The organism is Pseudonocardia acidicola (assembly GCF_012911935.1).
In the GTDB taxonomy this organism is placed as follows: domain Bacteria; phylum Actinomycetota; class Actinomycetes; order Mycobacteriales; family Pseudonocardiaceae; genus Pseudonocardia; species Pseudonocardia acidicola.
This window is the reverse complement of the sequence record NZ_JAAXLA010000034.1, coordinates 1-23592: the sequence shown is the minus strand read 5'-3', so window position 1 is coordinate 23592 and position 23592 is coordinate 1. Positions and strand designations below refer to the sequence as shown.

General features: G+C 73.3%; 23 protein-coding genes and 1 pseudogene. 8 read left to right on the top strand and 16 right to left on the bottom strand.

The features are described from left to right. Positions 1 to 176: 176 nt before the first annotated feature. Both HF526_RS18510 and HF526_RS18505 read left to right on the top strand, forming a co-directional pair. A complete protein-coding gene (locus HF526_RS18510) occupies positions 177 to 521 on the top strand; it encodes an HPF/RaiA family ribosome-associated protein (protein WP_169382775.1) in 345 nt (114 codons plus the stop codon). A gap of 87 nt (positions 522 to 608) precedes the next feature. Beyond that, positions 609 to 884: a YggT family protein gene (locus HF526_RS18505; protein WP_169382774.1), complete on the top strand. Its 276-nt coding sequence runs from the start codon at positions 609 to 611 to the stop codon at positions 882 to 884. Positions 885 to 887: 3 nt separating this feature from the next. Here the strand turns inward: HF526_RS18505 and HF526_RS18500 are convergent, their stop codons facing one another. From HF526_RS18500 to HF526_RS18475, 6 genes are all read right to left on the bottom strand, one after another. Continuing rightward, positions 888 to 2837, bottom strand: coding sequence for an amino acid permease (locus HF526_RS18500; protein ID WP_169382773.1), 1950 nt, complete (start codon positions 2835 to 2837; stop codon positions 888 to 890). Between the two features lie 192 nt (positions 2838 to 3029). After that, a complete protein-coding gene (locus HF526_RS18495) occupies positions 3030 to 3380 on the bottom strand; it encodes a hypothetical protein (RefSeq protein ID WP_169382772.1) in 351 nt (116 codons plus the stop codon). A gap of 103 nt (positions 3381 to 3483) precedes the next feature. Then, the gene (locus tag HF526_RS18490) at positions 3484 to 3885 is read right to left on the bottom strand and encodes a cupin domain-containing protein (protein WP_211177445.1); all 402 of its coding nucleotides are present in this window, start codon (positions 3883 to 3885) and stop codon (positions 3484 to 3486) included. Between the two features lie 83 nt (positions 3886 to 3968). Next, the gene (locus HF526_RS18485) at positions 3969 to 4970 is read right to left on the bottom strand and encodes an MBL fold metallo-hydrolase (RefSeq protein WP_338051565.1); all 1002 of its coding nucleotides are present in this window, start codon (positions 4968 to 4970) and stop codon (positions 3969 to 3971) included. An 84-nt stretch (positions 4971 to 5054) separates the two neighbouring features. Continuing rightward, complete coding sequence (locus HF526_RS18480; RefSeq protein ID WP_169382771.1) at positions 5055 to 5873, bottom strand: type 1 glutamine amidotransferase; 819 nt, start codon at positions 5871 to 5873, stop codon at positions 5055 to 5057. Then, positions 5863 to 7014: a Mur ligase family protein gene (locus HF526_RS18475; protein ID WP_239028845.1), complete on the bottom strand. Its 1152-nt coding sequence runs from the start codon at positions 7012 to 7014 to the stop codon at positions 5863 to 5865. The genes HF526_RS18480 and HF526_RS18475 overlap by 11 nt, the downstream gene beginning before the upstream one ends. 541 nt (positions 7015 to 7555) lie before the next feature. Here HF526_RS18475 and HF526_RS18470 point away from each other — a divergent pair. Next, the gene (locus HF526_RS18470) at positions 7556 to 8965 is read left to right on the top strand and encodes a rhodanese-like domain-containing protein (protein WP_169382769.1); all 1410 of its coding nucleotides are present in this window, start codon (positions 7556 to 7558) and stop codon (positions 8963 to 8965) included. 156 nt (positions 8966 to 9121) lie between these two features. Beyond that, positions 9122 to 9784, top strand: a complete 663-nt coding sequence (locus tag HF526_RS18465) for a response regulator (RefSeq protein ID WP_169382768.1) — start codon at positions 9122 to 9124, stop codon at positions 9782 to 9784. A gap of 25 nt (positions 9785 to 9809) precedes the next feature. On the opposite strand, the gene HF526_RS18460 is transcribed toward HF526_RS18465, so the two are convergent. The 3 genes from HF526_RS18460 to HF526_RS18450 all read right to left on the bottom strand — a co-directional run bounded on the left by HF526_RS18460 (position 9810) and on the right by HF526_RS18450 (position 12560). Then, positions 9810 to 10394, bottom strand: coding sequence for an Rv1733c family protein (locus HF526_RS18460; protein WP_169382767.1), 585 nt, complete (start codon positions 10392 to 10394; stop codon positions 9810 to 9812). Between the two features lie 124 nt (positions 10395 to 10518). Further along, a complete protein-coding gene (locus HF526_RS18455) occupies positions 10519 to 11805 on the bottom strand; it encodes a GAF domain-containing protein (protein WP_169382766.1) in 1287 nt (428 codons plus the stop codon). Positions 11806 to 11993: 188 nt separating this feature from the next. After that, complete coding sequence (locus HF526_RS18450) at positions 11994 to 12560, bottom strand: RNA polymerase sigma factor (protein ID WP_338051564.1); 567 nt, start codon at positions 12558 to 12560, stop codon at positions 11994 to 11996. Positions 12561 to 12788: 228 nt separating this feature from the next. On the opposite strand from HF526_RS18450, the gene HF526_RS18445 reads away from it, so the two are divergent. Then, positions 12789 to 13568, top strand: a complete 780-nt coding sequence (locus tag HF526_RS18445) for a class I SAM-dependent methyltransferase (RefSeq protein WP_169382765.1) — start codon at positions 12789 to 12791, stop codon at positions 13566 to 13568. Between the two features lie 5 nt (positions 13569 to 13573). Here the strand turns inward: HF526_RS18445 and HF526_RS18440 are convergent, their stop codons facing one another. Further along, positions 13574 to 14707: a VIT1/CCC1 transporter family protein gene (locus HF526_RS18440; protein WP_169382764.1), complete on the bottom strand. Its 1134-nt coding sequence runs from the start codon at positions 14705 to 14707 to the stop codon at positions 13574 to 13576. A gap of 130 nt (positions 14708 to 14837) precedes the next feature. Here HF526_RS18440 and HF526_RS18435 point away from each other — a divergent pair, with 130 nt between their 5' ends. Then, positions 14838 to 15137: an amphi-Trp domain-containing protein gene (locus HF526_RS18435; protein WP_169382763.1), complete on the top strand. Its 300-nt coding sequence runs from the start codon at positions 14838 to 14840 to the stop codon at positions 15135 to 15137. A 165-nt stretch (positions 15138 to 15302) separates the two neighbouring features. Here HF526_RS18435 and HF526_RS18430 read toward each other — a convergent pair whose 3' ends face one another. Next, positions 15303 to 18908 carry a hydantoinase B/oxoprolinase family protein gene (locus tag HF526_RS18430; RefSeq protein ID WP_169382762.1) on the bottom strand — a complete coding sequence of 1202 codons (3606 nt, stop codon included), beginning with the start codon at positions 18906 to 18908 and terminating at the stop codon, positions 15303 to 15305. Positions 18909 to 18946: 38 nt separating this feature from the next. Beyond that, on the bottom strand, positions 18947 to 19576 hold the full coding sequence (locus tag HF526_RS18425; protein ID WP_169382761.1) for a phosphate signaling complex PhoU family protein: 630 nt from the start codon (positions 19574 to 19576) through the stop codon (positions 18947 to 18949). A 221-nt stretch (positions 19577 to 19797) separates the two neighbouring features. On the opposite strand from HF526_RS18425, the gene HF526_RS18420 reads away from it, so the two are divergent. Continuing rightward, on the top strand, positions 19798 to 20634 hold the full coding sequence (locus HF526_RS18420) for an HPF/RaiA family ribosome-associated protein (protein WP_169382760.1): 837 nt from the start codon (positions 19798 to 19800) through the stop codon (positions 20632 to 20634). Here the strand turns inward: HF526_RS18420 and HF526_RS18415 are convergent. Beyond that, the gene (locus HF526_RS18415) at positions 20622 to 21104 is read right to left on the bottom strand and encodes an adenosine-specific kinase (protein ID WP_169382759.1); all 483 of its coding nucleotides are present in this window, start codon (positions 21102 to 21104) and stop codon (positions 20622 to 20624) included. The two genes, HF526_RS18420 and HF526_RS18415, sit on opposite strands and share 13 nt — an antisense overlap. 121 nt (positions 21105 to 21225) lie before the next feature. Between HF526_RS18415 and HF526_RS34650 the strand changes: the two genes are divergently transcribed. Beyond that, positions 21226 to 21411: a hypothetical protein gene (locus HF526_RS34650; protein ID WP_211177443.1), complete on the top strand. Its 186-nt coding sequence runs from the start codon at positions 21226 to 21228 to the stop codon at positions 21409 to 21411. Here HF526_RS34650 and HF526_RS18405 read toward each other — a convergent pair. The 3 genes and pseudogenes from HF526_RS18405 to HF526_RS18395 all read right to left on the bottom strand — a co-directional run. Then, positions 21396 to 22325, bottom strand: coding sequence for an anti-sigma factor RsbA family regulatory protein (locus HF526_RS18405; protein ID WP_169382758.1), 930 nt, complete (start codon positions 22323 to 22325; stop codon positions 21396 to 21398). The genes HF526_RS34650 and HF526_RS18405 overlap by 16 nt on opposite strands. A 106-nt stretch (positions 22326 to 22431) precedes the next feature. After that, positions 22432 to 23190, bottom strand: a complete 759-nt coding sequence (locus tag HF526_RS18400) for an SDR family NAD(P)-dependent oxidoreductase (RefSeq protein ID WP_169382757.1) — start codon at positions 23188 to 23190, stop codon at positions 22432 to 22434. Beyond that, positions 23171 to 23592, bottom strand: a pseudogene (locus tag HF526_RS18395) (hypothetical protein); the annotation flags it as partial. The gene HF526_RS18400 and the pseudogene HF526_RS18395, both read right to left, overlap by 20 nt.

Here is a 23592-nt window from a genome sequence, read left to right as displayed (position 1 = left end):
CTCCTCCTTGCCGCTACGGCCCGGGAACGTCCCTCCCCCGGCCTACCGGACCATCACCAGTTTTCGGCGGTGGACGACGGTGCACCTCGGCCCCGCGGCGCGAGTTCGCGCGGCGAAGCCGACCTGCCAGGACAGCAGCCCGCGGTTGGTCCCGCGCCGCCGGGGAACCCCGGCGCATGGCCGGCGTCGACGAGCGCATCGCAGCGCTGCAGCAACGGGTCCGCCTCGGCGGGGGCTTCCGGGAGGCCGACCGCGAACGGGTTCTGCGAGGCCTGTCCGGTCTCGCGAAACACCTGGCCGGCTGGAATCCCGACCAGGTGGACATCGAGGTCTCGGTGAAGGACCGCGACAAACCCGAGCAGCGGGTCACGGTGAACCTCCGGCTGACGGGACGGCCGCACCTGGTGGCCGGCGCGTCGCGGCCGGACCTGGACCAGGCACTGGCCGAGGCGCGCAAGGAGCTGACCCGGCAGGTCGACGACGAGAAGTCCCGGCGGGCCCCGCAGCACCGCCGCCCGTGAGCGGAGGCGGACCGGCCCTCACCGCACGCTCAGCGTCCTCTCACCCGCGAGGGCGACACTGGTGGTCGCCCCGGAGAGGAGCCTGCCGTGAGTGCGATCGGATCCCTGCTCGCCACCGTCCTGCTGCTGTTCCAGATCGTTCTGCTGGCCCGCGTCGTCGTGGACTGGCTGAGCGTGCTGGGCGGCGAGAACCGGGCGTTGTCGACCGCCCGGCGACTCACCCACTCGGTGACCGAGCCGGTGATCGCGCCGGTGCGCCGGATCCTGCCGCCGGTGCGGCTCGGCTCCGTCGCGATCGACCTGGCGTTCATCGTGGTCTTCGTCGCCGTGCTGGTGCTGCGGTCGGTCGCGCTGAGCCTGTGAGCCTCAGGCCGGCTCGCCGGCCCCGGCGGCCGGTGCGGTCGCCGCGGCGGCGAGCGACGGCTGGTCGCCGAGCCAGCCCTGGTCGGCCACGTCGAGCTGGTAGGGCACGTTGACCACGACGACCCCGGGGACGAACAGCAGCCGCGCCTTGAACCGCAGCGCGGTCTGGTTGTGCAGCAGGTTCTGCCACCACCGCGTGGTCACGTACTCCGGGATGTACACCGCGACCACGGTGCGGGGAGCCGTGCTGCGCAGCTTGATCACATAGTCGAGCAGCGGGCGCACCGCGTCCCGGTAAGGGGCCTCGAGCACCTTCAGCGGAACCGGGATCTCGCGCCGGCGCCATTCCTCGAGCAGCTCGCGGGTCTCGTCCTCGTCCACCGCGAGGGTCATCGCCTCCAGCCCGTCCGGGCGGGTCGACCGGGCGAAGGCCAGCGCCCGCAGCGCGGGCTTGTTCATCCGGGAGACGAGCACGACACCGCGCACCCGGGAGGGCAGCGTGGTCGGGGTGTCGTCCGGGCGGATCCGCTCCTCGACGCGCGCGTAGTAACGGTTGATCCCGCGCATCAGGAAGAACGCCACGATCATCGCGGCGACCGCGAGCCAGGCCCCGTGGGTGATCTTGGTGGCGAACACGATGACGAGCACCACGGCGGTCGTGGTCGCACCGAGCAGGTTCACCGCCTGGGACCGGCGGATCCGGCCCCGCGACAGACCCTCGGCGCCGGAGGCCAGCACCGAGCTCCAGTGCCGGACCATCCCGAACTGGCTCAGGGTGAAGCTGGTGAACACACCGATGATGTAGAGCTGGATTAGCTTGTCGATGTTGGCGTCGAACCCGACGATCAGCGCTGCGGCGAAGCCGGCGAGCAGCAGCACGCCGTTGGAGAACACCAGCCGGTCACCCCGGTTGTGCAGCTGGCGGGGCAGGTAGCGGTTGTGCGCCAGGATCGAGGCCAGCACCGGGAAGCCGTTGAACGCGGTGTTCGCGGCGAGGATCAGGATGCCCGCGGTCGCGGCCTGGTACAGGAAGAACAGCGCCGACGAGCCGCCGAAGACCGAGGCGGCGATCTGCGAGATGACCGACGGGTTGCCGTCCGGGTTCGCGTGGGCGTTGAGCACGAGCGCGAGCAGCGTGATGCCGCCGAACATGCTGATCGCCAGCCCGCCCATCATCACCAGCGTCATCGCGGCGTTGCGGCTCTTCGGCTTGCGGAACGCCGGCACCCCGTTGCTGATCGCCTCCACTCCGGTCAGCGCGGTGCAGCCCGAGGCGAAGGCGCGCAGCAGCAGGATCAGCGTGAAGACCCCGCCGACGTGCACCGTCTGCTCGAGCGGGATGTTCGCCGTCTCCGCGGGCGGCAGCCCGACCGTCAGGTCCTTCACGATCGCCACGGCGAACATGAGGAACGTCAGGCCCACGAACGCGTAGGTGGGCACCGCGAACAACTTGCCCGACTCCTTGGTGCCGCGCAGGTTGCCCAGCACCAGCACGGTGACGAAGGCGACCGAGATCAGCACCGCGTGCGGGGCCAGCGACCGGAACGCCGAGGTGATCGCGACGACCCCGGACACCACCGACACCGCCACCGTCATCACGTAGTCCACCAGCAGCGCGCTGGCCGCGATCAACGCCGCGGTCTCGCCGAGGTTCTCCTTGCTGACGGCGAACGCGCCGCCGCCGTTGGGGTAGGCGTAGCAGGTCTGGCGGTAGGAAGCGACCACGACGGCCAGCACCAGCGCCACGGCCAGCCCCACCCACGGGGTCAGCGTCAGCGCGGCCAGCCCACCGGCGGCCAGCACGAGCACGATCTGCTCGGTCGCGTAGGCGACCGAGGAGATCGGGTCACTACAGAAAATTGGCAGCGCCAGCCACTTGGGCAGCAGCGTCTCCCCGAGGTGAGCGCTCCGCAGGGGGCGACCCACCACCAGTCGCTTCAGTACTCCGACCACACGGACGAGAGTGACAGCCCCGGCCGGGCGATTTTCGTGATCTTGACGCGTTCCTAGCGGTCGGCACGGGTGACGATCGGCACAAGCGACCGTATGCGGCGCGTAGGATCACGACCCATTTCCGGCGGTACCGCGACTGCGCGCCGATCGCCGGGAACCGGCGGGAGCGGCCCTGCAACGATCACCGAACGCTCACAACATCCCGGAGAGCACGAGAAGGGCCCAGATCGTCACCCCGACCCCGACCACGATCCCGTCGATGCCGGCCCACTGGCCACGCCTGTCGGCGCTGCGGTCCAGCGCCACGGCGAGCGTCCCGAGGACGATCGCGATCGGAGCCAGGACGATCGGGAAGAACAGCACGGACGCGAGCGCCCCGGCGAGCGAGACGTAGGACAGCGCGGCGGTGCCGCGGGCGAGCGGCCTGCGTATCGGCTCGCGCCGCCTGCCGGCCACGGCGACGGCCCACGGGGCCGGGCGGTGGAAGGTGATCTGCTTCAACGCGCGAGTCGACTGCCGGGCGGGGGGTGCAGGCGTGCTCATGGCGGGGGTCTCCACGGTTCGTCGTGTGCACCCTCGCAGTCGCTGCGCCAGTTGGTTCCGTTAACAACCATCCGGGCGGATCGTCACTTTTGACGATCCGCCCTCACACGGTGCCGCTCGGATCGTCGTTCTCCTCGAACGTGTAGATGATGTCGAAGGGCTTGTTCGTGATGAACAGGACCGTCACGTCGTTGTCCTGGGTGGCCCCGTGCTCCATCTCGATTCCCTCCGGGAACCACACGAAGCTGCCGGGGCCGAACGAGCCCGCGTGCGTCTGCAGGATTCCGTCGAGGACATACATCCCGTGGGCGCAGTTGTGCCGGTGCCACGTGTTCGTGAACCCGGCCTCGTACTTGATCTTCTGCACGGACATGCCCGTATCGGGGTCGGAGATGAATTCCTTGATCGGGATCCCCACCTTGAGCTGCTCGATGAACAGCTCTCCCCAGGGCATCGTGTTGGAGTCGAAGCTCAGCACCTCGCGGTTCGACGCCGCGTCGCTCATGTCGGTCCTCCTGGCAGCCGGCCCTCGGTCAACGGGACCGTCGCAGCACGTCAGGCACCTGTCCAGGGGCCGTTCGGCACCGGTCAGGATCCGTGCGACCCGGATCCGGCGAGCGTGTACGACGTGCCCACCGCGTTCGGGACGAACGCGGTGGGCAGCGCGGCGGCCAGCCGGTGCTGGGCCTTCCAGCCCGTGCAGTGCGCCGGCACCAGCAGGTCGGGCGTCATCTCGGCCAGCGCCGCCACGGTCGGTTCGATGATCGGCTCGAAGGCCGGGCCGGTCAGGTGGAAGCCGCCGAGCAGGGCGTGCAACCGGTCCACCCCGGTCAGCCGCAGGGCGTGCCGGGCGATGTTCACCGCGCCTGCGTGCCCGCACCCGGTGATCACCACCAGCCCTCGCCCGCGCACGTGGACCACCACCGACTGATCGTCGAGGATCAGCGGGTCGGGCTCCCAGCGCCCGTCGAGCCAGGCCTCGTGCATCGGCAGCCCGCGCTCGAACTCGGTGGTGCGGTCGACCTCTCCGGTGATGAGGATCGAGCCGTCCAGCAGCAGCGAGGGCTGCCGCCGCTCGATCACCTCGAAACCCTCGGCCTGCAACGCGGAACGGCTCAGCGTCGGCAGCTCCCACGGCGGCCGGTCGGCCGGGGCGAACCGCCGCCGGCTCCAGACCAGCGGATGCACGGTGAGCGGCAGTCCGCTGCGGCCCCGCAGGCGGGCGAGCCCGGCGAAGCCGCCGGCGTGGTCGAAGTGGCCGTGGCTGAGCACCACGGCCTCGATCGCGCCGGCGTCGAGGCCGAGCCGCTCGATGTTGACCGCCAGCCCGCCCGGTGACACGCCGGTGTCGAACAGCACGGTGTGCGTGCTCGCCCCGCGCCGCGTGGTCACCAACGCGGAGAAGCCGTGCTCGGCGACCAGCCCGGGGAGGGTCGCGCCGTCGGTGAACTGCGGCGCCGGCACGGCCGGCACCAGCGGGAACGGCGCGCGCCGGGCCGGGCCGGTGTCGCCCATCAGCGCGTCGTAGCTGTTGTCGACGAGCATCGTGACGACGACCTCGTCGACGGGTTCCAGCGCGATGGGGTCCACCGCGGGCCCCGCCGCCTGCCGTGGGCGGGCCGCGGCGGCCTCTGCGGGCGTCCCGATGTCGCACACGGCGTGTGCCGGCCGTCGTCACGCGCTGCGGCGGGGGTGAACCCGCCACCCCGGCGCCGGGTCGGCTCCGTCGGCGTCCGGGCCCGCCGGTGACCGGTGCGCGCTCTCCCTGCGCCGGCCCAGCCGCGAGCCCAGCCGGGTCCGGCGCAGTTCCTCCACCGCCGGGATCGGCAGCGGGGCCAGCGGCTCACCCACCACCCAGCCCAGCAGCAGGTCCGCGAGCTGCGGGTTGCGCGCCAGGACCGGTCCGTGCAGGTAGGTGCCCAGCACCCGGCCCTGCACCGCGCCGTCGACGGGGATCCCCGCGCCGTTGCCGACACCGGCGCGCACCCGGCCGAGCGGGCGCGCGGCCGGGCCGAGCCGGGTGGCTCCGCGATGGTTCTCGAAGCCGGTGAGCGGTTCGTCGAGCAGCGCCCGGTCGGGCTCCACGACCACCTCCCCGACGGCGCGCTGCCGCCGCGGCGTGGTCACCAGATCGAGCAGGCCCATGCCCGGGAGGGGCTCGCCCTGCGCGCCGGCGAACTCGCGGCCGAGGATCTGCATGCCGGCGCAGACCGCGAGTGCCGGAGCCCCCCGCTCGACGGCCTGCCGCAGCTCCGCGCCGTAGCGCACGAGCCGTTCGACGGCCAGCCGCTGAGCGGCGTCCTCACCGCCGCCGAGCAGGTAGACGTCGCAGGAGGCCGGGATCGGGTCCTCCGCGGTCACCGGCAGCACCCGGCTGAGGATCCCGCGCCACTCCAGCCTTCGCTGCAGCACGGCGGCGTTCCCCGAATCGCCGTAGGTGCCGAGCAGGTCGGGGAACAACTGCGCGATCACGACCGTCGAGTCAGCGCACATCGGGTGCTCTCCGTAGCTGGTGCGCCGCACCGCGGAAGGCGGTGTAGTCGGCGACGAGGTCCACCGGGCCGTCAGGCAGGGCCTGCACGCCCGCCACCGGGTCGGGGGCGACGACGTGCGGCAGGCCGGCGTAGGTCAGCCGGACCGACACGTCCGCGGCGCGCTCCCCCGCCGCCACCAGGGTCCGGGTGGCCAACGCCTCCACCGGGACGTCCCAGATCCACGACGGGTCGCGGCCGTCGGCCTCCCGGGCGTTGAGCGCGAGCACGAGCCCGCCGCGGCTGCCCGCCAGCAGGTCGAGCATCTCCTGCCAGCCGGCCGGGTTCTTGGCCAGCAGCATGCGGACGCGATGCCCGCCGACCGCGACCGTCCGATAACGGCCGTGCACCTGGCGCACGTCGCTCAGCAGGGGCAGCGCGTCCGGCCACGGCATCCCCATCGCGTCCGCCGCGGCGAGGGCGTGCACCGCGTTGCTCGCGTTCATCCGCCCGGGCAAGCCCAGCACCAGCCGGGCGCGGCGGCCGTCGGGGACCCGCACCTGTTCACCGTGCAGCTCCCAGTCCGGGGTGGGCCGACGCAGCCCGCAGCTGCAGCTCCATGTACCCGTGTCGCGGACCAGCACCCCACCGCACGCCGGGCACTGGGTGCTGTCCCCGGTCCAGCCGGTCCCGGCCGCGACCCACACCTGCCGCCGGGCCCGCTGCGCCGCCCAGACGACCAGCGGGTCCTCCACGTTCGCCACGACCACCGCGTCGGGCCGGTCGTCCAGCGCCTGCCGGATCCGCTCCGCCAGCTGCCGGGTCTCCCCCACCCGGTCGAGCTGGTCGCGGGTGAGGTTGAGCAGCACCACCACGGCCGGCCGGCACGCCATCAGCACGCGCGGCAGGTAGGGCTCGTCCACCTCGAGCACAGCCCGGGGGGCAGTGGGCCGTTCCAGCAGCGCCGACACCAGCCCGTCGGGCATGTTGGCCCCGCCGATGTTGGTGGCGACGGCGTCGACGGCGCCGCCCAGCGCGGTCGCCAGCAAGGTCGTCGTCGTGCTCTTGCCGTTGGTTCCCGAGACCAGCGCGATGGATCGTCCGGCGGCCAGCCGGGCGAGCGCGTCCGGGTCGGCCGCCAGCGCGACCCGTCCGCCGATCATGCCGCCGTGGCGACCCAGACGGCGCGACGCCCACGCTGCGAGGAGGCCGAGCCGGCACGCCAGCCGTGTCCTGGGGGGGAGCTGTGAAACTGCTGTCACGGAACCAAGATTGCCGACCCGCGGGTTAGCAGACCTCCAACCCGCAGCGTGCAGGGCACGCCCCGGACCGGCCTCCCAGGCCGTGCGCACCGCGTCCCGCACCGTCATCGCGCACCCCTGTCGAGCGCCGGTCCGGGCGGGATGCGCATGAGCGCGGACGCAGCGAGCGGTGCGCATGGCACCGGCGCCGACCCGACGACGACGACGACGACGTCGTGCATTACTCCTCCCACCGCTGATCCGAAGCCCTGAAGCGGGAGGGTGGCGCCGGTCGCAGAGGCGGCCCAGGGCACAAGGTCCCCGACTGCGGGCCTTCTTTCGCCCCTGGTGCCGGCCGTCCGCACGACGCCCGTGCCCAGAAATCGGCCGGAACTGTCAGACTGGACGACTCAGTCGAGGGGCCGCACGGTCCGTGCCGCCCCGGGCCGCATGGAGGGCCCCGATGTTCTTCGCCCAGTACTACCTGGAATGCCTGTCCCAGGCCTCCTACCTGATCGCGGACGAGACGACCGGTCGCGCCGTCGTCGTCGACCCGCGCCGGGATGTCGCGGAGTACCTCGCGGACGCCGCCGAGCACGGCTTCCGCATCGAGGGCGTCATCAACACCCACTTCCACGCCGATTTCCTCGCCGGGCACCTGGAGCTGGCCGAGGAGACCGGCGCGTGGATCGGCTACGGCCGCCGCGCCGAGACCGCGTACCCGGCCCGCAAGCTGGCCGACGGGGAGCGCATCTGTCTCGGCGACGTCACGCTGCAGATCATGGAGACTCCGGGCCACACGCGTGAGTCGATCAGCATCCTGGTCTTCGAGCACGCCACCGACGACGTCCCGTACGGCGTGCTCACCGGCGACGCGCTGTTCATCGGCGACGTCGGCCGGCCCGACCTGCTGGTCTCCAGCGGCTGCACCGCGGATGCGCTCGGCCGGATGCTCTTCCACAGCATCCAGGACACACTGATGAGCCTGCCCGACGAGGTCCGGGTGTTCCCCGCCCACGGCGCCGGATCGGCCTGCGGCAAGAACCTGTCGACCGAACGGCAGTCCACGATCGGGGCCCAGCGCGCCACCAACTGGGCCTGCCGGCAGATGGACGAGGACGAGTTCCTGTCCGTGGTCACCACCGGGCAGCCCGTCACACCCGGCTACTTCGCCCACGACGCCGCGCTCAACCGCGAACGGCACCCGACGTTCATGGCGGGCACGGTCCCGCCGCGGCTGGAGGCCGGGCGGTTCCTGGGCCTGCGCCGCGGCGGGGCGCTGGTCCTGGACACCCGCGACCCGCAGGAGTTCGCCGCCGCCCACCTGCGCGGCGCGCTGAACGTGCCGCTCGACGGCCGGTTCGCCGAGACCGCGGGCACGGTGGTGCACCCCGAGCAGGACATTCTCGTCGTCGCCCCGCCCGGGCGTGAGGAAGAGGTGTCGCTGCGACTCGGCCGGATCGGGTTCGACCGCATCCTCGGGTACCTCGCCGAACCCGAGGCCGCGTTCCTGGCGATGCCGGCGGAGGTCACGCGGGCCAGCAGGGTGACGGCGAGCGAGCTCGCCGACGCCCTGCGCGGCGAGATCCCCCCGGCCGTCCTCGACGTGCGCAACCCCGGCGAGCTGGCGGCCGGACGGATCGAGGGTTCGCTGCACATCCCGCTGGCCGAGCTGCCCCGACGGCTCAGCTCGGTCCCGCTGAACCGGCCGGTCGTCGTGCACTGCGCCGCGGGCTACCGGTCGAGCGTGGCCGCGAGCGTGCTGCGGCACGCCGGCTGGCCCGACGTCTCCGATCTGGTGGGTGGTTACACGTCCTGGGCGGCGCTGGAGCCGGCCGCCGCGGCTGACCCCACCGGCGCGCGCCCGACCTAGGTGTTCGACACCTCCACCGCCCGTTGCACCGAGCTGGGCCCTCCGGTTCCCGCTGGCCGACGCCGATCGGAGCCTCTTGCACCGGACACGCAATTGGGCGTGCGACCCCCCGCCGGGCATGAGCCGATTACCGCGTCATCCGGGGAGAATCCTGGCGTGTCCATCACCGTATTCCTGGTCGACGACCACGAACTGGTCCGCCGCGGCATCGCCCAGGTGCTGGAGACCGAGGACGACATCGAGGTCGTCGGGGAGGCCGGCACAGCCGCACAGGCACTGGCCCGCATCCCCGCCCTGCGCCCCGATGTCGCGATCCTCGACGTCCGGCTGCCCGACGGGGAGGGGGTGTCGGTGTGCCGGGACGTCCGCTCCTCGGTGCAGCCCCCACCGGCGTGCCTGATGCTGACGTCCTACTCCGACGACGAGGCGCTGTTCGGCGCGATCATGGCCGGTGCCGCCGGCTACCTGCTCAAGGAGGTCGCCGGGATCGACCTCGTGGACGCCGTGCGCACCATCGCGGCCGGCGGCTCGCTGCTCGACCCGAACGCGACCGCGGTGGTGCTGGAGCGGCTGCGCAAAGGCGACGACCCCCCCGATCCGCGCTACGACGCGCTCTCCCCCCAGGAGCAACGCATCCTCAACCTGATCGCCGACGGGCTCACCAACCGCCAGATCGGCGCCGAGATGTACCTGGCCGAGAAGACGGTCAAGAACTACGTGTCCTCGCTGCTGCACAAGCTCGGCTTCGCCCGGCGCACCGAGGCCGCGGTCTACGCCGCGGAGCGCAGGCGCGCCGGGGGTCGCCGGCGCGGGGCCTGAACGGCGGGGCCGGCTCCGGCCGGCCTCAGCGCCGGCCGGACCACTCCGGTTCCACCAGCGCCCAGTCGGCGGCCCACGCCGTGGCGTTGCGGTTCTCGATCCAGCGCCGGGCGGCCGCCCAGGCCGCGGACAGGAGCAGCCACCCGCCGGCCAGCACGCCGACGCCGCCCGCGATCCCGATGATCGTGGCATCGGCGGAGGTGCCCGGCGCGGACACGACGGCCCCGTGCCGGTCGAGCCAGGCGGTCACCACGGCGCCCGCCGGCCGGGGTCCGCTCACCAGGATCCGGCCGGTGTGCTCCACCCCGTCGGGGCCCACCCACCGGGCCGGCACCCGCAGCGAGACCGGCGCCGGGCCGCCGTCCACCCCGTAGACGGCCTTCGCATCCTCGAGCAGCACCGCGGACACCGCGGTGCGCTCGGCGGCCTGGGCACGTACCCGGTCCATGCCGTCGGCCCGCAGGCTCACCCCGGTCACGATCGCGAGCAGCACGGTGAGCAGTGCCAGCGACGTCAGCAGCCAGGCGATCGCGTCCTCCCACCGGTCGGTGCGGCGACGTGGCAGGCGGCCGCGTGCGGACGGGCGCCGACGATCCGGGTCAGTGCGCATACGACCATGATCGCCGCCGCGCCGGGCCGCGGAGAGGGGCGAACGGCCTCCGGGGGCCTCCGCTCACCCGGTCGGGGACCGGGACCTCCGGCCTCTCGCCCCGGGGACCTCGGCCGCGGACGGGTCACCCCGTCCCGATGTCGAAGATCATGCCCCGCATCGCGCGGACGACCTCGTCCAGCCGGCCGATCTCGGCCAGCAGCCGGTCCCGGGCCTGCGGCGTGGGCTGCTCGGACGCGAGGCCGCTCAGCCGCATGCCCAGGGCGCTGAGCCGTGTCATCAGCGTGTCGTTGAGGTCGAACGCCAGCGCCTCGCGCTGCCGGACCTGCTCCAGCACGGCCCGGTGGTTCCGGTCCTGGGCGATCTGCAGGGCGAGGCCCGCCTGCTCGGCCAGCGCTCCGACGATGGCGACCTCGCTGTGCAGGTAGCGGCTGCTCTGCCCGGTCCGGGTCACCACCAGCAGCCCGGCGGTGTCCTCGACGTAGGCGAACCGGGCGGCCAGCACCGGCCCGATCTCGGGTGCCTCCTGCGCGGCGAGGCCGACATGCGGCGCAGCCCGCACGTCGTCGATCACCGCGGTGGGGGCGTCGTGGCGCATCACCGCGTCGAACAGCGACCCGGCCCGGGCCTGCTCCTGTCCCCGCCATGCGGCCAGGCCGCCGACGGCATGGGTGACCCGCACCCGGTCGGCGCCCACCGGGGCCACCATCAGGATGGCGCCGTAGGACCGGGTGAGCTCCTGGGCGGCCTGCAGCAGGTCGGCGAGGCCGTCGTCGACGTCGTACCCGGCGAGCAGGTGCGTGGCCAGCCGGGAGATGGCCTCCTGGGCGGATGCGCGGCGCTGCGCCTGCTCCAGCAGGGTGCCGTACTCGACGGCGGCCCCGGCCGAGCCGGCCAGCGCGAGCATCAACTCCTCGTCGTCGTCGCTGAACCCGTTCGCCCCCTCGCCGGTCTTCCCGGCCAGGTACAGTGCCCCGAACACCTCCCCGCGCACGTGGATCGGGACGCCCAGGAACGACCGCATCAACGGGTGGTGCTGCGGGAACCCGACGGCAGCCGGATGCTCGGCGAGGTCGGTGAGCCGGATCGGCTCCGGCGCGGAGGCGAGCAGCCCCAGCAGGCCCTTTCCCTCAGGCAGGTGCCCGATCAGGTCCACGGTGTCCCGGTCCATCCCGGCGTGGATGAATCGCGCCAGCTGGCCCTGCTCGATCACTCCAAGGGCGCCGTATTCGGCACCCACCAGGGTGCGCGCGGCCTTCACGACGTCGGCGAGCAGATGGTCCAGGTCCTCGGTGCGGGCGATGGCCTGAGTCGCCTGGAGCAGCCCGCGCAGCCGGCGATGCGTCCGCTGCATCTCGCCGGCCCGGTCGATCAGCTGCATCAGCAGCTCGTCGAGACTCAGACGCGCCACAGTGGGGAAGACCGGCTCCGCCGACCGTCCGCCGTCTGTGTCCTGTCCAGGCACTCAACCTCCCAGCGCGGGCATGCAGGACGAGAGGCCCAGTCTCGTAGTGCCCGCGACCTGCACATACGACTGAAGAGGGCAACCCCCGGAAACCGTTGGTGCGCCGGACAGGCCAACCCTGGACGCCCGACCGCTCACGATCTGGCATCCACCTCGCAGGCCTGCCGCAACGCCCGGCGCTGCAGCACCTTCGCGTTCGCGACCGTGACGCCCAGCTCGGCGGCGGCCTCCTTGAGCGAACAGGAACAGAGGAAACGAAGCTCCAGAATGCGCCGGTGCCGACCGCTCAACGCGGCGAGGATCCGCTCCACCCGGGCCCGCGCGGCGGGACCCGGCTCGGCCGGGGCCGGCATCAGCTCGAGGTGCCCCTCGTCGAGGGTGGTGATCGGATGTCGCTGGATCCGCTGCCAGTGCGCGGCCAGCGCGGTCCTGGCGGTCGCGAAGAGGTAGGCGCGCACCTCGGGGGCGCTCGCCGAGACCCGCAGTGGTCGCAGCGCGGCGAGGAACACGTCCGTGGTGAGGTCCTCGGCGTCGGCCCGGTTCCCGACCCTCGCGTACATCAGCCGGTACACCCGATCCACGTTGTCCTGGTAGACCGCTTCCCAGTCGGCGTAGACCTCACGGCCGGCCGGCCGCAGCGGCGGGCCGCCCCGCGTGGCCGGCCCAGCCGCCGACTCCGAGGCCCCGGATCGACGCACCACCGCTCACCACCCACTCCGGCCGGTGCCGCTCAGGTTGCTCCGGATCGGTGGTCATCTCCAGGTCCGGGTCGAGCGCATACGGGCGTTGCGGGGCAGGAATGCGGCGTAGCCGTCATCGGACTGGCAGACTGAGCCGCTGTTGATGTCGCTGCTGTTGATGTCGCCGCTGTTGATGTCGCCGCTGTTGATGTCGCCGCTGTTGATGTCGCTGCCGCGGAAGGGGACCGGATGAGCTGGCGCATGGTCGACGAGGGCTGGGGACGGCGGGCCGCGGAGTTCGCCGCGCTGCTCGAGCCGTCGTCGGTGCGGGAGTACCTGGTCGTGCATCGTCGCCTCGGGATCACCGAGGGCGACCGGCTGCTCGACATGGCCTGCGGGGCCGGCCTCGCCATCGAGCTGGCCGGGTTGCAGGGGGCGGTGTGCTCCGGGATCGACGCCTCACACCGGCTCGTCGAGGTGGCGCGGCTGCGCAACCCCGAGTGCGACATCCGCGTCGGGGACATGGCCGAGTCGGGCTTCGACGACGACTCCTTCGACCTGGTGACGAGCTTCCGCGGCATCTGGGGCACCACCCCGGCGGCCCTCGCCGAGGTCAGCCGGGTGCTGCGCCCGGGTGGGCAGGTCGCACTGACGTTCTGGGGCGACATGGCGGCCACCCCCGGCGGCCGGCTGTTCGCTCCGTTCCGGCTGGCGACCGAGCAACAGGTGGCGCACCAGTCGGAGATGGTCGCCCTCAAGCACCCCGGCGCCGCCGAGCGGTTCCTGGCCGACGCCGGTCTGGAGCCCGGGGAGCTGTTCCGGGTGCCCTTCGTCCTGGAGTTCGCCGACGCCGAGCACTACGCGCGGGCGCTCTCGTCGTCCGGGCCGGCCTACGAGGCCATCCAGACCGCCGGCGAGGAGGCCTTCCATGCGGCGTGCCTGGAGGCGGCTCGGCCGTTCGAGCGCGCCGGGGTGCCGATCCGGGCCGAGATCAGCCTGTGGGGGATCATCGGCCGGGCGCCGAAGTAGCCCGCTCAGCCGATCGCGACCCCCAGCGCCCGCCCGACCCCGAAGGTCACCGCCGCCGCGAGCAGCCCGAGCACCATCTGCCGCAGGCCGGACTTCCACATGCCCTGGCCGGTGAACAGTGAGGCCGCGGCGCCGAGCGCGAACAGTCCCAGACCACCGGCGATCGCGCTGACCAGCACGCCGGTGCGGGTGTCGAGCCAGAAGAACGGCAGCACCGGGATGATCGCCCCGATCGAGAACAGCAGGAACGACGTCAGCGCGGCCGTCCACGGGTTCCCGCCCCGCTCGTCCGGATCGATGCCCAGCTCCTCGCGGGCCATCACGTCGAGGGCGTTGTCGGGGTCGTCGAGCAGCCGCTTGGCCAGCGAGTAGGCCTCCTCCTCCGGCAGCCCCCGCGCCTGGTAGATCAGCCGCAGCTCCTCGGCCTCCTCCTCGGGCAGGGCGGCGAGCTCGTCGGCCTCGATCGCGAGCTGCCGCTCGGCGAGCTCCCGTGAGCTCTGCACCGAGACCCACTCCCCCAGCGCCATCGAGAACGCCCCGGCCAGCAACCCGGCAAGACCGGTCACCAGGACCGCGGTGCCGGGCAGCACCCCGCTGCCGGCGACCCCGGTGACCAGGCTCAGGTTGGACAGCAGCCCGTCGTTCGCGCCCAGCACCGCGGCCCGCACGGCGTTGCCGCCCGGGGTCCGGTGCCGGCCCTCCAGCCGGGCCAGCGACGAGCCCGGCACTCCCCCGCGGATCTCGCCGAGCAGGAAGGCGTGCGAGCGCTCGTCGCTGGGCATCGACGTGGCCGCGGCCTCGGGCTGGTCGTCGTACATGTTCCGGCCGAGCCGCTCGGTCCGGGCGACCGTGGGCACCAGCAGGCCGGCCCCGAATCGGCGGGCCAGCCCACTCAGCAGCCGCGTCCGCACCGAGGGCCGCGGCGGCGGCGCGGGCGACCCGGCGGCGCGGATCCGCTGCGCCCAGAACTCCGCGTGCCGCCGTTCGACGTCACCGAGCCTGCGGTAGACCCGGGCCAGCTCGGGGCTCTCCTCCCCGTCGGCCATCGCCTGGTACAGCGCGGCCCCGTCGACCTCGTCGCGGTAGTTGCGCCGGAACCGCCGCACGTCGTCCCGAGAGCCCTGAGAGTCATCGGCCATACCACCATCTTTCCCGGATCAGGGCCCCGGCTCACCTCGGCTCACCTGGTTCGGGTGGTTCCGCAGGCCCCGCCGTGCCGCCAGACTCCCGCCGCGCGAACCGCGCTGCGGGAGTCGGGAGGACGGTCGTATGTCGGATGTGGAGTTCACGCGCAAGGGATGGCTGGCCCGCGAGGATGCCGCCCGATGGCTGTCCGCGCTGGCCGCGGCGCTCGCCAAGGGCGGCGACGTCGACATGGAGGTGGGCGGGAGCCGGGTCCGCCTGACCGTCCCGGACCACGTCCGGACCGAGTTCGAGGTGGAGGTCGACGGCGACGAGATCGAGCTGGAGCTCGAGCTGAAGTGGTCGACCGCGGGCCGTGCCGACGCCGCCACCGCGACTCAGGCGGCGGCTGGGGCCGCCCCCGCACCTCCGCGCAGCGCGGTGTAGACGTCCTTGACGATCGCCTCGACCACGGCCACCACCACGGCCGCGACCAGGGAACACAGGAAGGTCTCCATCAACAGCTCCTCTCGCCGGAGCGGAGCATTCCCTGCCGGGATGTACGCACCGGTGCGCACCGGGGAACACGGGCTGAACAGGTCGCCAGCTGCGTCAGGGGTGCCCGTATCCGCCGCCGCCGGGCGTCTCGATCACGAAGACGTCGCCGGCGCCGACGTCGACCGAGTCGCAGCCGGCCATCCGCGTGACGCGGCCGTCCGCGTGCTCCACCCGGTTGGCGCCGAGCGCCCCGGCTGACCCGCCGGCCAACCCGTACGGCGGGCGGCGGCGGTGGCCGGACAGCGTGGACACCGTCATCGGCTCCAGGAACCGGATCCGGCGGACCGCGCCGTCGCCGCCGCGCCAGCGCCCCGGGCCGCCGCTGCCCCGGCGGATGGCGAACTCCTCGAGCAGCACCGGGAACCGCCACTCGAGGACCTCGGGGTCGGTGAGCCGCGAGTTCGTCATGTGTGTCTGCACCACGGACGCGCCGTCGAACCCGTCGCCGGCCCCGGAGCCCGAGCTCACCGTCTCGTAGTACTGGTGCCGGGCGTTGCCGAAGGTGACGTTGTTCATCGTCCCGGAGCCCTCGGCCTGCACGCCCAGCGCCCCGTACAGCGCGCCGGTGATCGCCTGCGAGGTCTCGACGTTGCCGGCGACGACCGCGGCCGGATACACCGGCGCCAGCATCGACCCTTCCGGGATGACGACGCGCAGCGGGCGCAGGCAACCGTCGTTGAGCGGGATCTCGTCGGCGACCAGGGTGCGGAACACGTACAGCACGGCCGCCGTGGCCACCGACGATGGCGCGTTGAAGTTCGTGTCCAGCTGCGGGGACGTGCCCCCGAAGTCGATCACCGCGGAGCGGGTGGCCCGGTCGACGGTGACGCGGACCGCGATCACCGCGCCGGAGTCCATCTCGTAGCGGAACTCCCCGTCGTCGAGGGCGTCGATGACCCGACGGACCGCCTCCTCGCCGTTGTCCTGGATGTGGCGCATGTAGGCCTGCACCACGTCGAGGCCGTAGTGGTCGATCATCTTGCCGACCTCGCTGACGCCCTTGGCGTTCGCGGCGACCTGGGCGCGCAGGTCGGCGAGGTTGGTCTCCGGGTCGCGGGACGGGTACGGCGCGCCGGTGAGCAGCGCCCGGGTCTCGGCCTCCCGGAACCGGCCACCGGTCACGAGCAGCCAGTTGTCCAGCAGCACGCCCTCCTCGTGCACCTCGTGGCTGGTCGCCGGCATCGAACCCGGGGTGAGCCCGCCGATCTCGGCGTGGTGGCCGCGCGAGGCGACGAAGAACAGGATCCGATCACCCGGTGCGTCGAAGACCGGGGTGACCACGGTGATGTCGGGCAGGTGGGTGCCGCCGTGGTACGGGTCGTTGACCGCGAAGACGTCGCCGGGCCGTATCCGCCCGGCGCTGCGGCGGATCACCTCCTTGATCGTGCTGCCCATCGAGCCCAGGTGCACCGGGATGTGCGGCGCGTTGGCGATCAGGTCGCCGTCCGGGTCGAACAGCGCGCAGGAGAAGTCCAGCCGTTCCCGGATGTTGACCGACTGGGAGGTCGACTCCAGCGCCGCGCCCATCTGCTCGGCGATCGACATGAACAGGTTGTTGAAGATCTCCAGCAGCACGGGGTCGGCCGCGGTGCCGACGTCGGCGTCGGCGCGGGCCGCGACCCGCGCCACGAGCAGGTGCCCGTCCGGGGTCGTCGTCGCCCGCCAGCCCGGGTCCACCACGGTGGTGGCGTTGGCCTCCGCGATGATCGCCGGTCCGGTCACGGCCGCCCCGGCCGGCATCCGTTCCCGGTGCAGCAGCAGCGCGTCGTGCCAGCGCTCACCGGTGCACAGCCGCACCGTCACGGCCGGGGCCGGCGGCGCGTCCGGCTGCGGCCCACCGAAACCGGTCAGGTCGGGCTGCTCGGTCAGGCCGGTCGCCTCCACCGAGATCGCCTCCACGATCAGCGGCCGGTCCATGAGGAACGAGTAGGTCTGCCGGTAGCTGTCCTCGAACGCGGCGGCCATCGCGCCGAGATCGAGCGGGTCGGGCAGCGGCACCTGCACCGCGGTGTCGGTGCCGTCGTAGCGCAGATGCGCGCGCCGGGTCACCTCGACCCGGTCGGCGGGCACGTGCTCGTCGCGCAGTTCGGTGCGGGCCGCCGACTCCAGGTCGTGGGCGACCTCGCGCAGCCGTGCGCCGATCCCCGGCTCCAGCCGGGCCTCCACCGACTGCTGGCGCATCACCGTGATGTCGGCCAGGCCGATGCCCAGCGCGGACAGCACACCGGCCATCGGCGGGACGAGCACCGTGCGGATGCCCAGCGAGTCGGCCACCGCGCAGGCGTGCTGACCGCCCGCGCCGCCGAACGTGGTGAGCACGTAGTCGGAGACGTCGTGGCCCTTCTCGACCGAGATCCGCTTGATCTCCGCGGCCATGTTCGCCACCGCGATCTGCAGGTATCCCTCGGCGACCTGCTCGGGCGAGCGGTCGTCGCCGGTCGCGGTGCGGATCTGCGCGGCCAGCCCGGCGAACCGCCGCCGCACGACGCCGGCGTCCAGCGGCTGGTCGCCGTCCGGGCCGAAGACGTGCGGGAAGTGCGCCGGCTGGATGCGGCCGAGCATCACGTTGGCGTCGGTGACGGTCAGCGGCCCACCGCCGCGGTAGCAGGCCGGGCCGGGGGTGGCGCCGGCCGAGTCGGGGCCGACCCGGTACCGGCTGCCGTCGAAGTGCAGGATCGACCCGCCGCCCGCGGCGACGGTGTGGATGTCGAGCATCGGTGCGCGCAGCCGGACACCCGCGATCTGGGTCTGGAACACCCGCTCGTACTCGCCGGCGAAGTGCGACACGTCGGTGGACGTGCCGCCCATGTCGAACCCGATGACCTCGTCGAACCCGGCCAGCTGCGACATCCGCGCCATCCCGACGATGCCGCCGGCCGGCCCGGACAGGATCGCGTCCTTGCCGCGGAAGTGCCCGGCCTCGGCGAGCCCACCGTTGGACTGCATGAACATCAGTCGCACGCCGTGCATCTGCTCGGCCACCTGCCCGACGTAGCGGCGCAGCCCCGGCGACAGGTACCCGTCGACGACGGCGGTGTCGCCGCGGGGCACCAGCTTCATCAGCGGGCTGACCTCGCTGGACAGCGAGACCTGGGCGAACCCGATGTGCTCGGCGAGCTTGCCGATCGCCTGTTCGTGCGCCGGGTGCAGGTGGCTGTGCATGCAGACCACCGCGAGCGCGGTGAAGCCGTCGTCGTGGGCGCGCTGCAGGTCGTCGGCCAGCCGGTCGAGATCGGGCACCCGCAGCACCGTGCCGTCGGCGCGGATGCGTTCGTCGACCTCGATGACGCGGGCGTACAGCAGATCGGGCAGCACGATGCGCCGCGCGAAGATCCGCGGCCGGTTCTGGTAGCCGATCCGCAGCGCATCGGCGAACCCCGTTGTGATGACCAGGGCGGTGCGCTCGCCGGTGCGCTCCAGCAGTGAGTTGGTGGCCACCGTGGTGCCCATCCGGACCTGCTCGACCTCGGCGGGCGGGATCGGATCCGCGGGCCCGAGGCCGAGCAGCGCCCGGATCCCGGCCACCGCCGCGTCGGCGTAGCGGGCCGGGTCGTCCGACAGCAGCTTGTGCGTGAGCAGCTCACCGTCCGGGCGCCGCGCCACGACGTCGGTGAACGTCCCGCCGCGGTCCACCCAGAACTGCCAGCCTCGACCCGGCACGGCGCCTCCCTGTCCTCGGTGTCCTCGCCGGAGCCGGGTCAGCGCAGCTCGGCGAGGAAGGCGACGTGCCGGGCCACCGCGACCGCACGACCGGCCCCGCGCTCGTAGCAGCGGCCGACCAGTGTGAGGTCGATGGCGGTGCGCACGTCGATGCCCCCGGACAGCAGACGCCGGTCCAGCGCTTCGCGCAAGCGGCCCGTCTGCGTCCCGATCCGGACCGCTTCGGCCACCGCGGCCGGGTTCACGGACTCCATGGCGTCGGCCGTGGCGGCGATCGTGTCCAGGCACGACCGGGCCGTCGCGGCGACGGCGGCGTGCAGCCGGGCGGGGGCCGGCGGACGGTCCCAGCGGGATCGGGCGATGTCACCGACCAGCCGGGCCAGCTCCCCCATGGACTCCACGTCGGTGCTGATCGGGACCCCGGCGACGACCGCCCGCAGGTCGTCCGCCTCCGGCGGGTCGGTGCCGGCCCGCAGCGCCGCGGCGTGCGCGTCGAGCTCGGCGGCCAGCCTGTGCAGGGCGTCGTCCGTGGCGCGGGCGCCCTCGATGACAGCGGCCGGACCGAGCAGCGCCGCCGTCGCGCTGCGCATCGCGGCGTGCGCCAGCCGGATCGCCGCGGACAGCCGGTCGTCCAGCCGGACGAGCTGCTGCTGATCGGCCTGAGGCATCGCTGAACCCCCCGATACCCGGATACGAGCGATCCTCGCCCCGGCGGCCGGCCGCGGGCCAGGGCAGAAAGGACCGACAGGAGGGACGAAGTCCCCCAGGACGGGCACATCAGGGACCTCCCGCCTCCCGCACACCGGTCGCAGGTCCCTGTCCACACCGAGCCGCAGCCGGAAGCCTGAGCCCCCGACGCCGTTTCACGGCGCAGGAGGAACGAGCAGCGATGCGCGGAACAGAAGCGGGAATCGCCCCGGCCGAGATCGTCGTGGAACTGCCCGCCGAGGTCGCCCCGGACCTGGCCGACCACGTGCGCGAGCGCATCGGCGCCGCGCTCGCGCACAGCGGGCAACCGGCGCTGCACGTGCGCGTCCGGGTGGTCCGGCACGGCGACCCGGCGCGGCAGCAGCCGGTCACCGCCCAGGTCAACGTCGACCTGAACGGACGGTTCATGCGGGTCCAATCCGCCGCCGGCAGCCCACGCGAGGCCGTGGACCGGCTCGTCGGCCGCCTCGAGCACCGGCTGGAGCGGGTGGCCCTGGACTGGGAGGCGCGCCGGCGCCGGGTCTACCACCGCAGGCCGCACGAGTGGCAGCACGACGCACCGCCGACGCAGCGGAAACCGTACTTCCCCCGCCCGCCCGAGGAACGCGAGATCGTCCGGCACAAGACGATCGGGCCCGCCCGGTGCTCGATCGACCAGGCCGTCGCCGACATGAACGACCTCGACCACGAGTTCCACCTGTTCGTCGAGGACGCGAGCGGGCTCGACAGCGTCGTCTACCGTGCCGGCCCCACCGGCGTGCGGCTGGCCCAGGTCGACGTCGCGCCGGACCGGATCGGCCCGTACACGGTGCCGCTGACGATCAGCAGCCGGCCCGCACCGCTGCTCGACCTCGGCGAGGCCGTGGAACGGCTGCGCCTGCTCGACCTGCCGTTCCTGTTCTTCCTCGACGCCGACCACGGGCGGGCCAGCCTGCTCTACCGCCGCTACGACGGGCACTACGGCCTCGTCGACCCGCCGGACGCGGCGCGCCAGCCCGCCGCGCGTCAGAGCTTGTAGCCGACCCCGCGCAGGAGTGACCGGCGCGCGGCCTCGTCCTCGGGGGTCTCGACCCCGACCGGCCGGGCGCCGTCGATGACGCCGAGCACCCCGCGGCCGGCTTCGGTGTCGGCCACCACGACCTGCACCGGGTTCGCCGTGGCGCAGAAGATCGTGCACACCTCGCTGACCTGCTTGAGCGCGTTGAGCACGTTGATCGGGAACCCCTCGCGCAGGAAGACGACGAAGGAATGCCCGGCCGCAACGGCCTCGGCCGTCCGCGTCGCCAGATCGACGAGCCCGTCGTCGTTGCCGGAGCGGCGGATCAGGCAGGCACCCGACGCCTCACAGAACGCGACACCGAAGCGCAGGTGCGGGCTCGAGCCGACGAGGGCCTCGTGGATGTCCTCCACGGTCTTGATGAAGTGGGCCTGCCCCAGGATGACATTGACGTCCTCGGGTGTGTCGACCGGCACGGTCATGAGGTCCATGGCGCCTCCCCGCAGAAGTCACCTCATACGAAGGTTGTAGCACCCGGCCGGCACGCTCTCCGGTGACCGGCTCGTCGCCACTCACTACGGCCTCCGCAACACGGTGTGCGGGATCGGGATCATGCTCGGCAACCTCGGCACCGGCTGGGCCCTGGACCTCGCGCGCGGCTGCGGGCCGACGGCGGTGCCCTGGCTCGCGCTGATCGCCGTCGTCGGCGGGTGCGCGGTGGCCCTGCGGTCGTCGCGGTCCCGTGGGTTGCCGCCCGCCGAGCCGGAGGCGCCCCCGGCCGGTCAGCGCCGCAGATAGACGCGGGTGGTGGTGCCGTCCGGCCCGATGTGCCCACGGACCAGGTCGGCGAGGTGGTGGACCATCAGCAGGCCGCGGCCGCCCTGCTGGTGGGCATCGGCGGGACGGCGCCCCGCGAGCGGGTCGGTGATCCGCCCGGCGTCGCGCACCTCGCATACCAGGTGCCCGGGTTCCGGCCAGATCCGCAGCACGCCCGTCCCGCCGCCGTGCCGCAGGCTGTTGGCCAGGAGCTCGCCGGCCGCGAGGACGAGGGCGTCGACCTGGTCGTCGGACAGGCCTGCCCGCCGGCCGCGTTCGGCCACCAGGTGCCGGGCCTGCCGCAGGTTCCCGGCGTCGACCCCCAGTTCGGCGGCACCCGCCGGTTCGGGCAACGGCCGGTTGCACCGGGCCAGGACGCCCTCGGGGGCGAAGTCCGCACTCGGCCGCCGGCCGCCGTTCTCGATGAGCACCGGGTGGGTCGCGGCGGCGTCCGCGAGGATCCGGGCGTCCAGCCCCGCTGCGTCGTAGGGACACAGCACGGTGGCCGCCCGGTCGCGGAACGCCAGGTTGATCAACGCCTCGTGCAGCAGGCACGCGGGATACTCCAGCTCGCTGCGGCCCGGCCAGATCGGCTCGCCGATGATCCGCACCCGCTGTCCCGGATGGCGGTGCACCACGGCCAGCAGGACCTCGGCGATGATCCGCCCCGGATTGCGCCCGACCTCGGTCATGTCGAACAGCTGGACCCGGGAGGCGTCCCCGCCCAGCTCCGCCCGCAGGAGATCCAGATTCCCGCCCGGGACGGCCACTGCGACGGGCTCCCCCGCGGCGAGCCCGCTCAGCACGAACGGCACCGTGCCGGCCAGGAGCTCCGCGGTGTCCCGGTAGAACAGGGCGGGATGCGCGAATGCGAGGTGGTCGGCGGTACCGGTCACCCGTCCCCCACCCGGCTCGCCTGCATTCCGTGAGACTACGACGAAGCCCTGGCGTCGGGGAGTGGTACGTCCGGGTCACGGCAGCTGCGCGCGGAGGGCGAGATGGTCAGAAGATTCCCTTCAACCGTCCACCGGACACAGCCAACGTGGACCCGTGCAGCGCCCGGGCCTCGGCGTCGAGCAGGATCGTCGCCGCCCATGCGACCTGGTCGACCGTCACGAGCTCGCCGAGCGAGGAGCCCTTGCGGTACTCGTCCATGGCCTCCTCCAGCGTGATGCCGCGCTCCTCGGCGATCCGGCGACCGATGGTGCGGATCCGTTCGGTGTCGACCGGCCCGGGCGACACGGCGTGCACGGTGGTGCCGCGGGGGCCGAGCAGCTCGGCGATCTGCCGGACCAGGTTGTGCACCGCGGCGTTGATCGCACCCGGTGCGGCCTCGTGGGCGGTGGGCTCCGCCGCCAGGAACCCGGTGATCACGACGAGGCGGGAGTCCTGCCCCAGGCCGTGCTCGACGGCGCGCAGTAGCCGGACCAGACCGTCGACCTTGATGTTGGCCGCGGTCGCGAGCCCGCCGGTCTCGATCGTCAACGCGGATCCGCGCACCGGCAAGCCGGCGCACATGACGGCCATCCGCACCGGGCCGCCGATCGCGCCGTTGATCGTGTCGATGGCCTCGTCCGTGGCGATGTCGGCCCGGCACGGCACGACGAGCTCGGACTCGCCGGCCAGGCGCGCCAGCTTCTCCCGGTCACGTCCGACCGCCACCACCCGCAGGCCGCGCTTGGTCAGGCGACGCGCGATGGCCCCGCCGAGGGTCCCGGTCGCGCCCACGACCACCGCGTACTCATCGGTCTGCTCCGCCATGGTGACCCTCCAGCTCAGATCGACCCGTCGCCGGGAGCCAACCAGAAATCCGGGCTAGCGGGGCGCCGGAGCGCTGCTCGGCGCCGGAGCGCCGGTCGGCGACGCGGGCCGCGATGCCGGTGCCGTCGGCGACGTCGGTGAGGTCGGCGACGTCGGTGAGGTCGGCGACGTCGGTGAGGTCGGCGCGGCCGGTGCGGCCGGCGCGGTCGCGGCCGGGCTGCTCGTTCCCCCGGGTGTGCTCGCCGGGATCGTGGCCGGCGGCGGGGTCCTCCGCGACGGCGCCGGCGGGCCGGGGGTCGTCGGCTGCCCGGGGAGCGGGTGGTGATCGTGCCGGTGTCCCGTCGTCGCGGGCGGGCCGGCGGCGGGCCCCGGGTCGGGTGCGCGCGGCGGCACGGGCGGGTG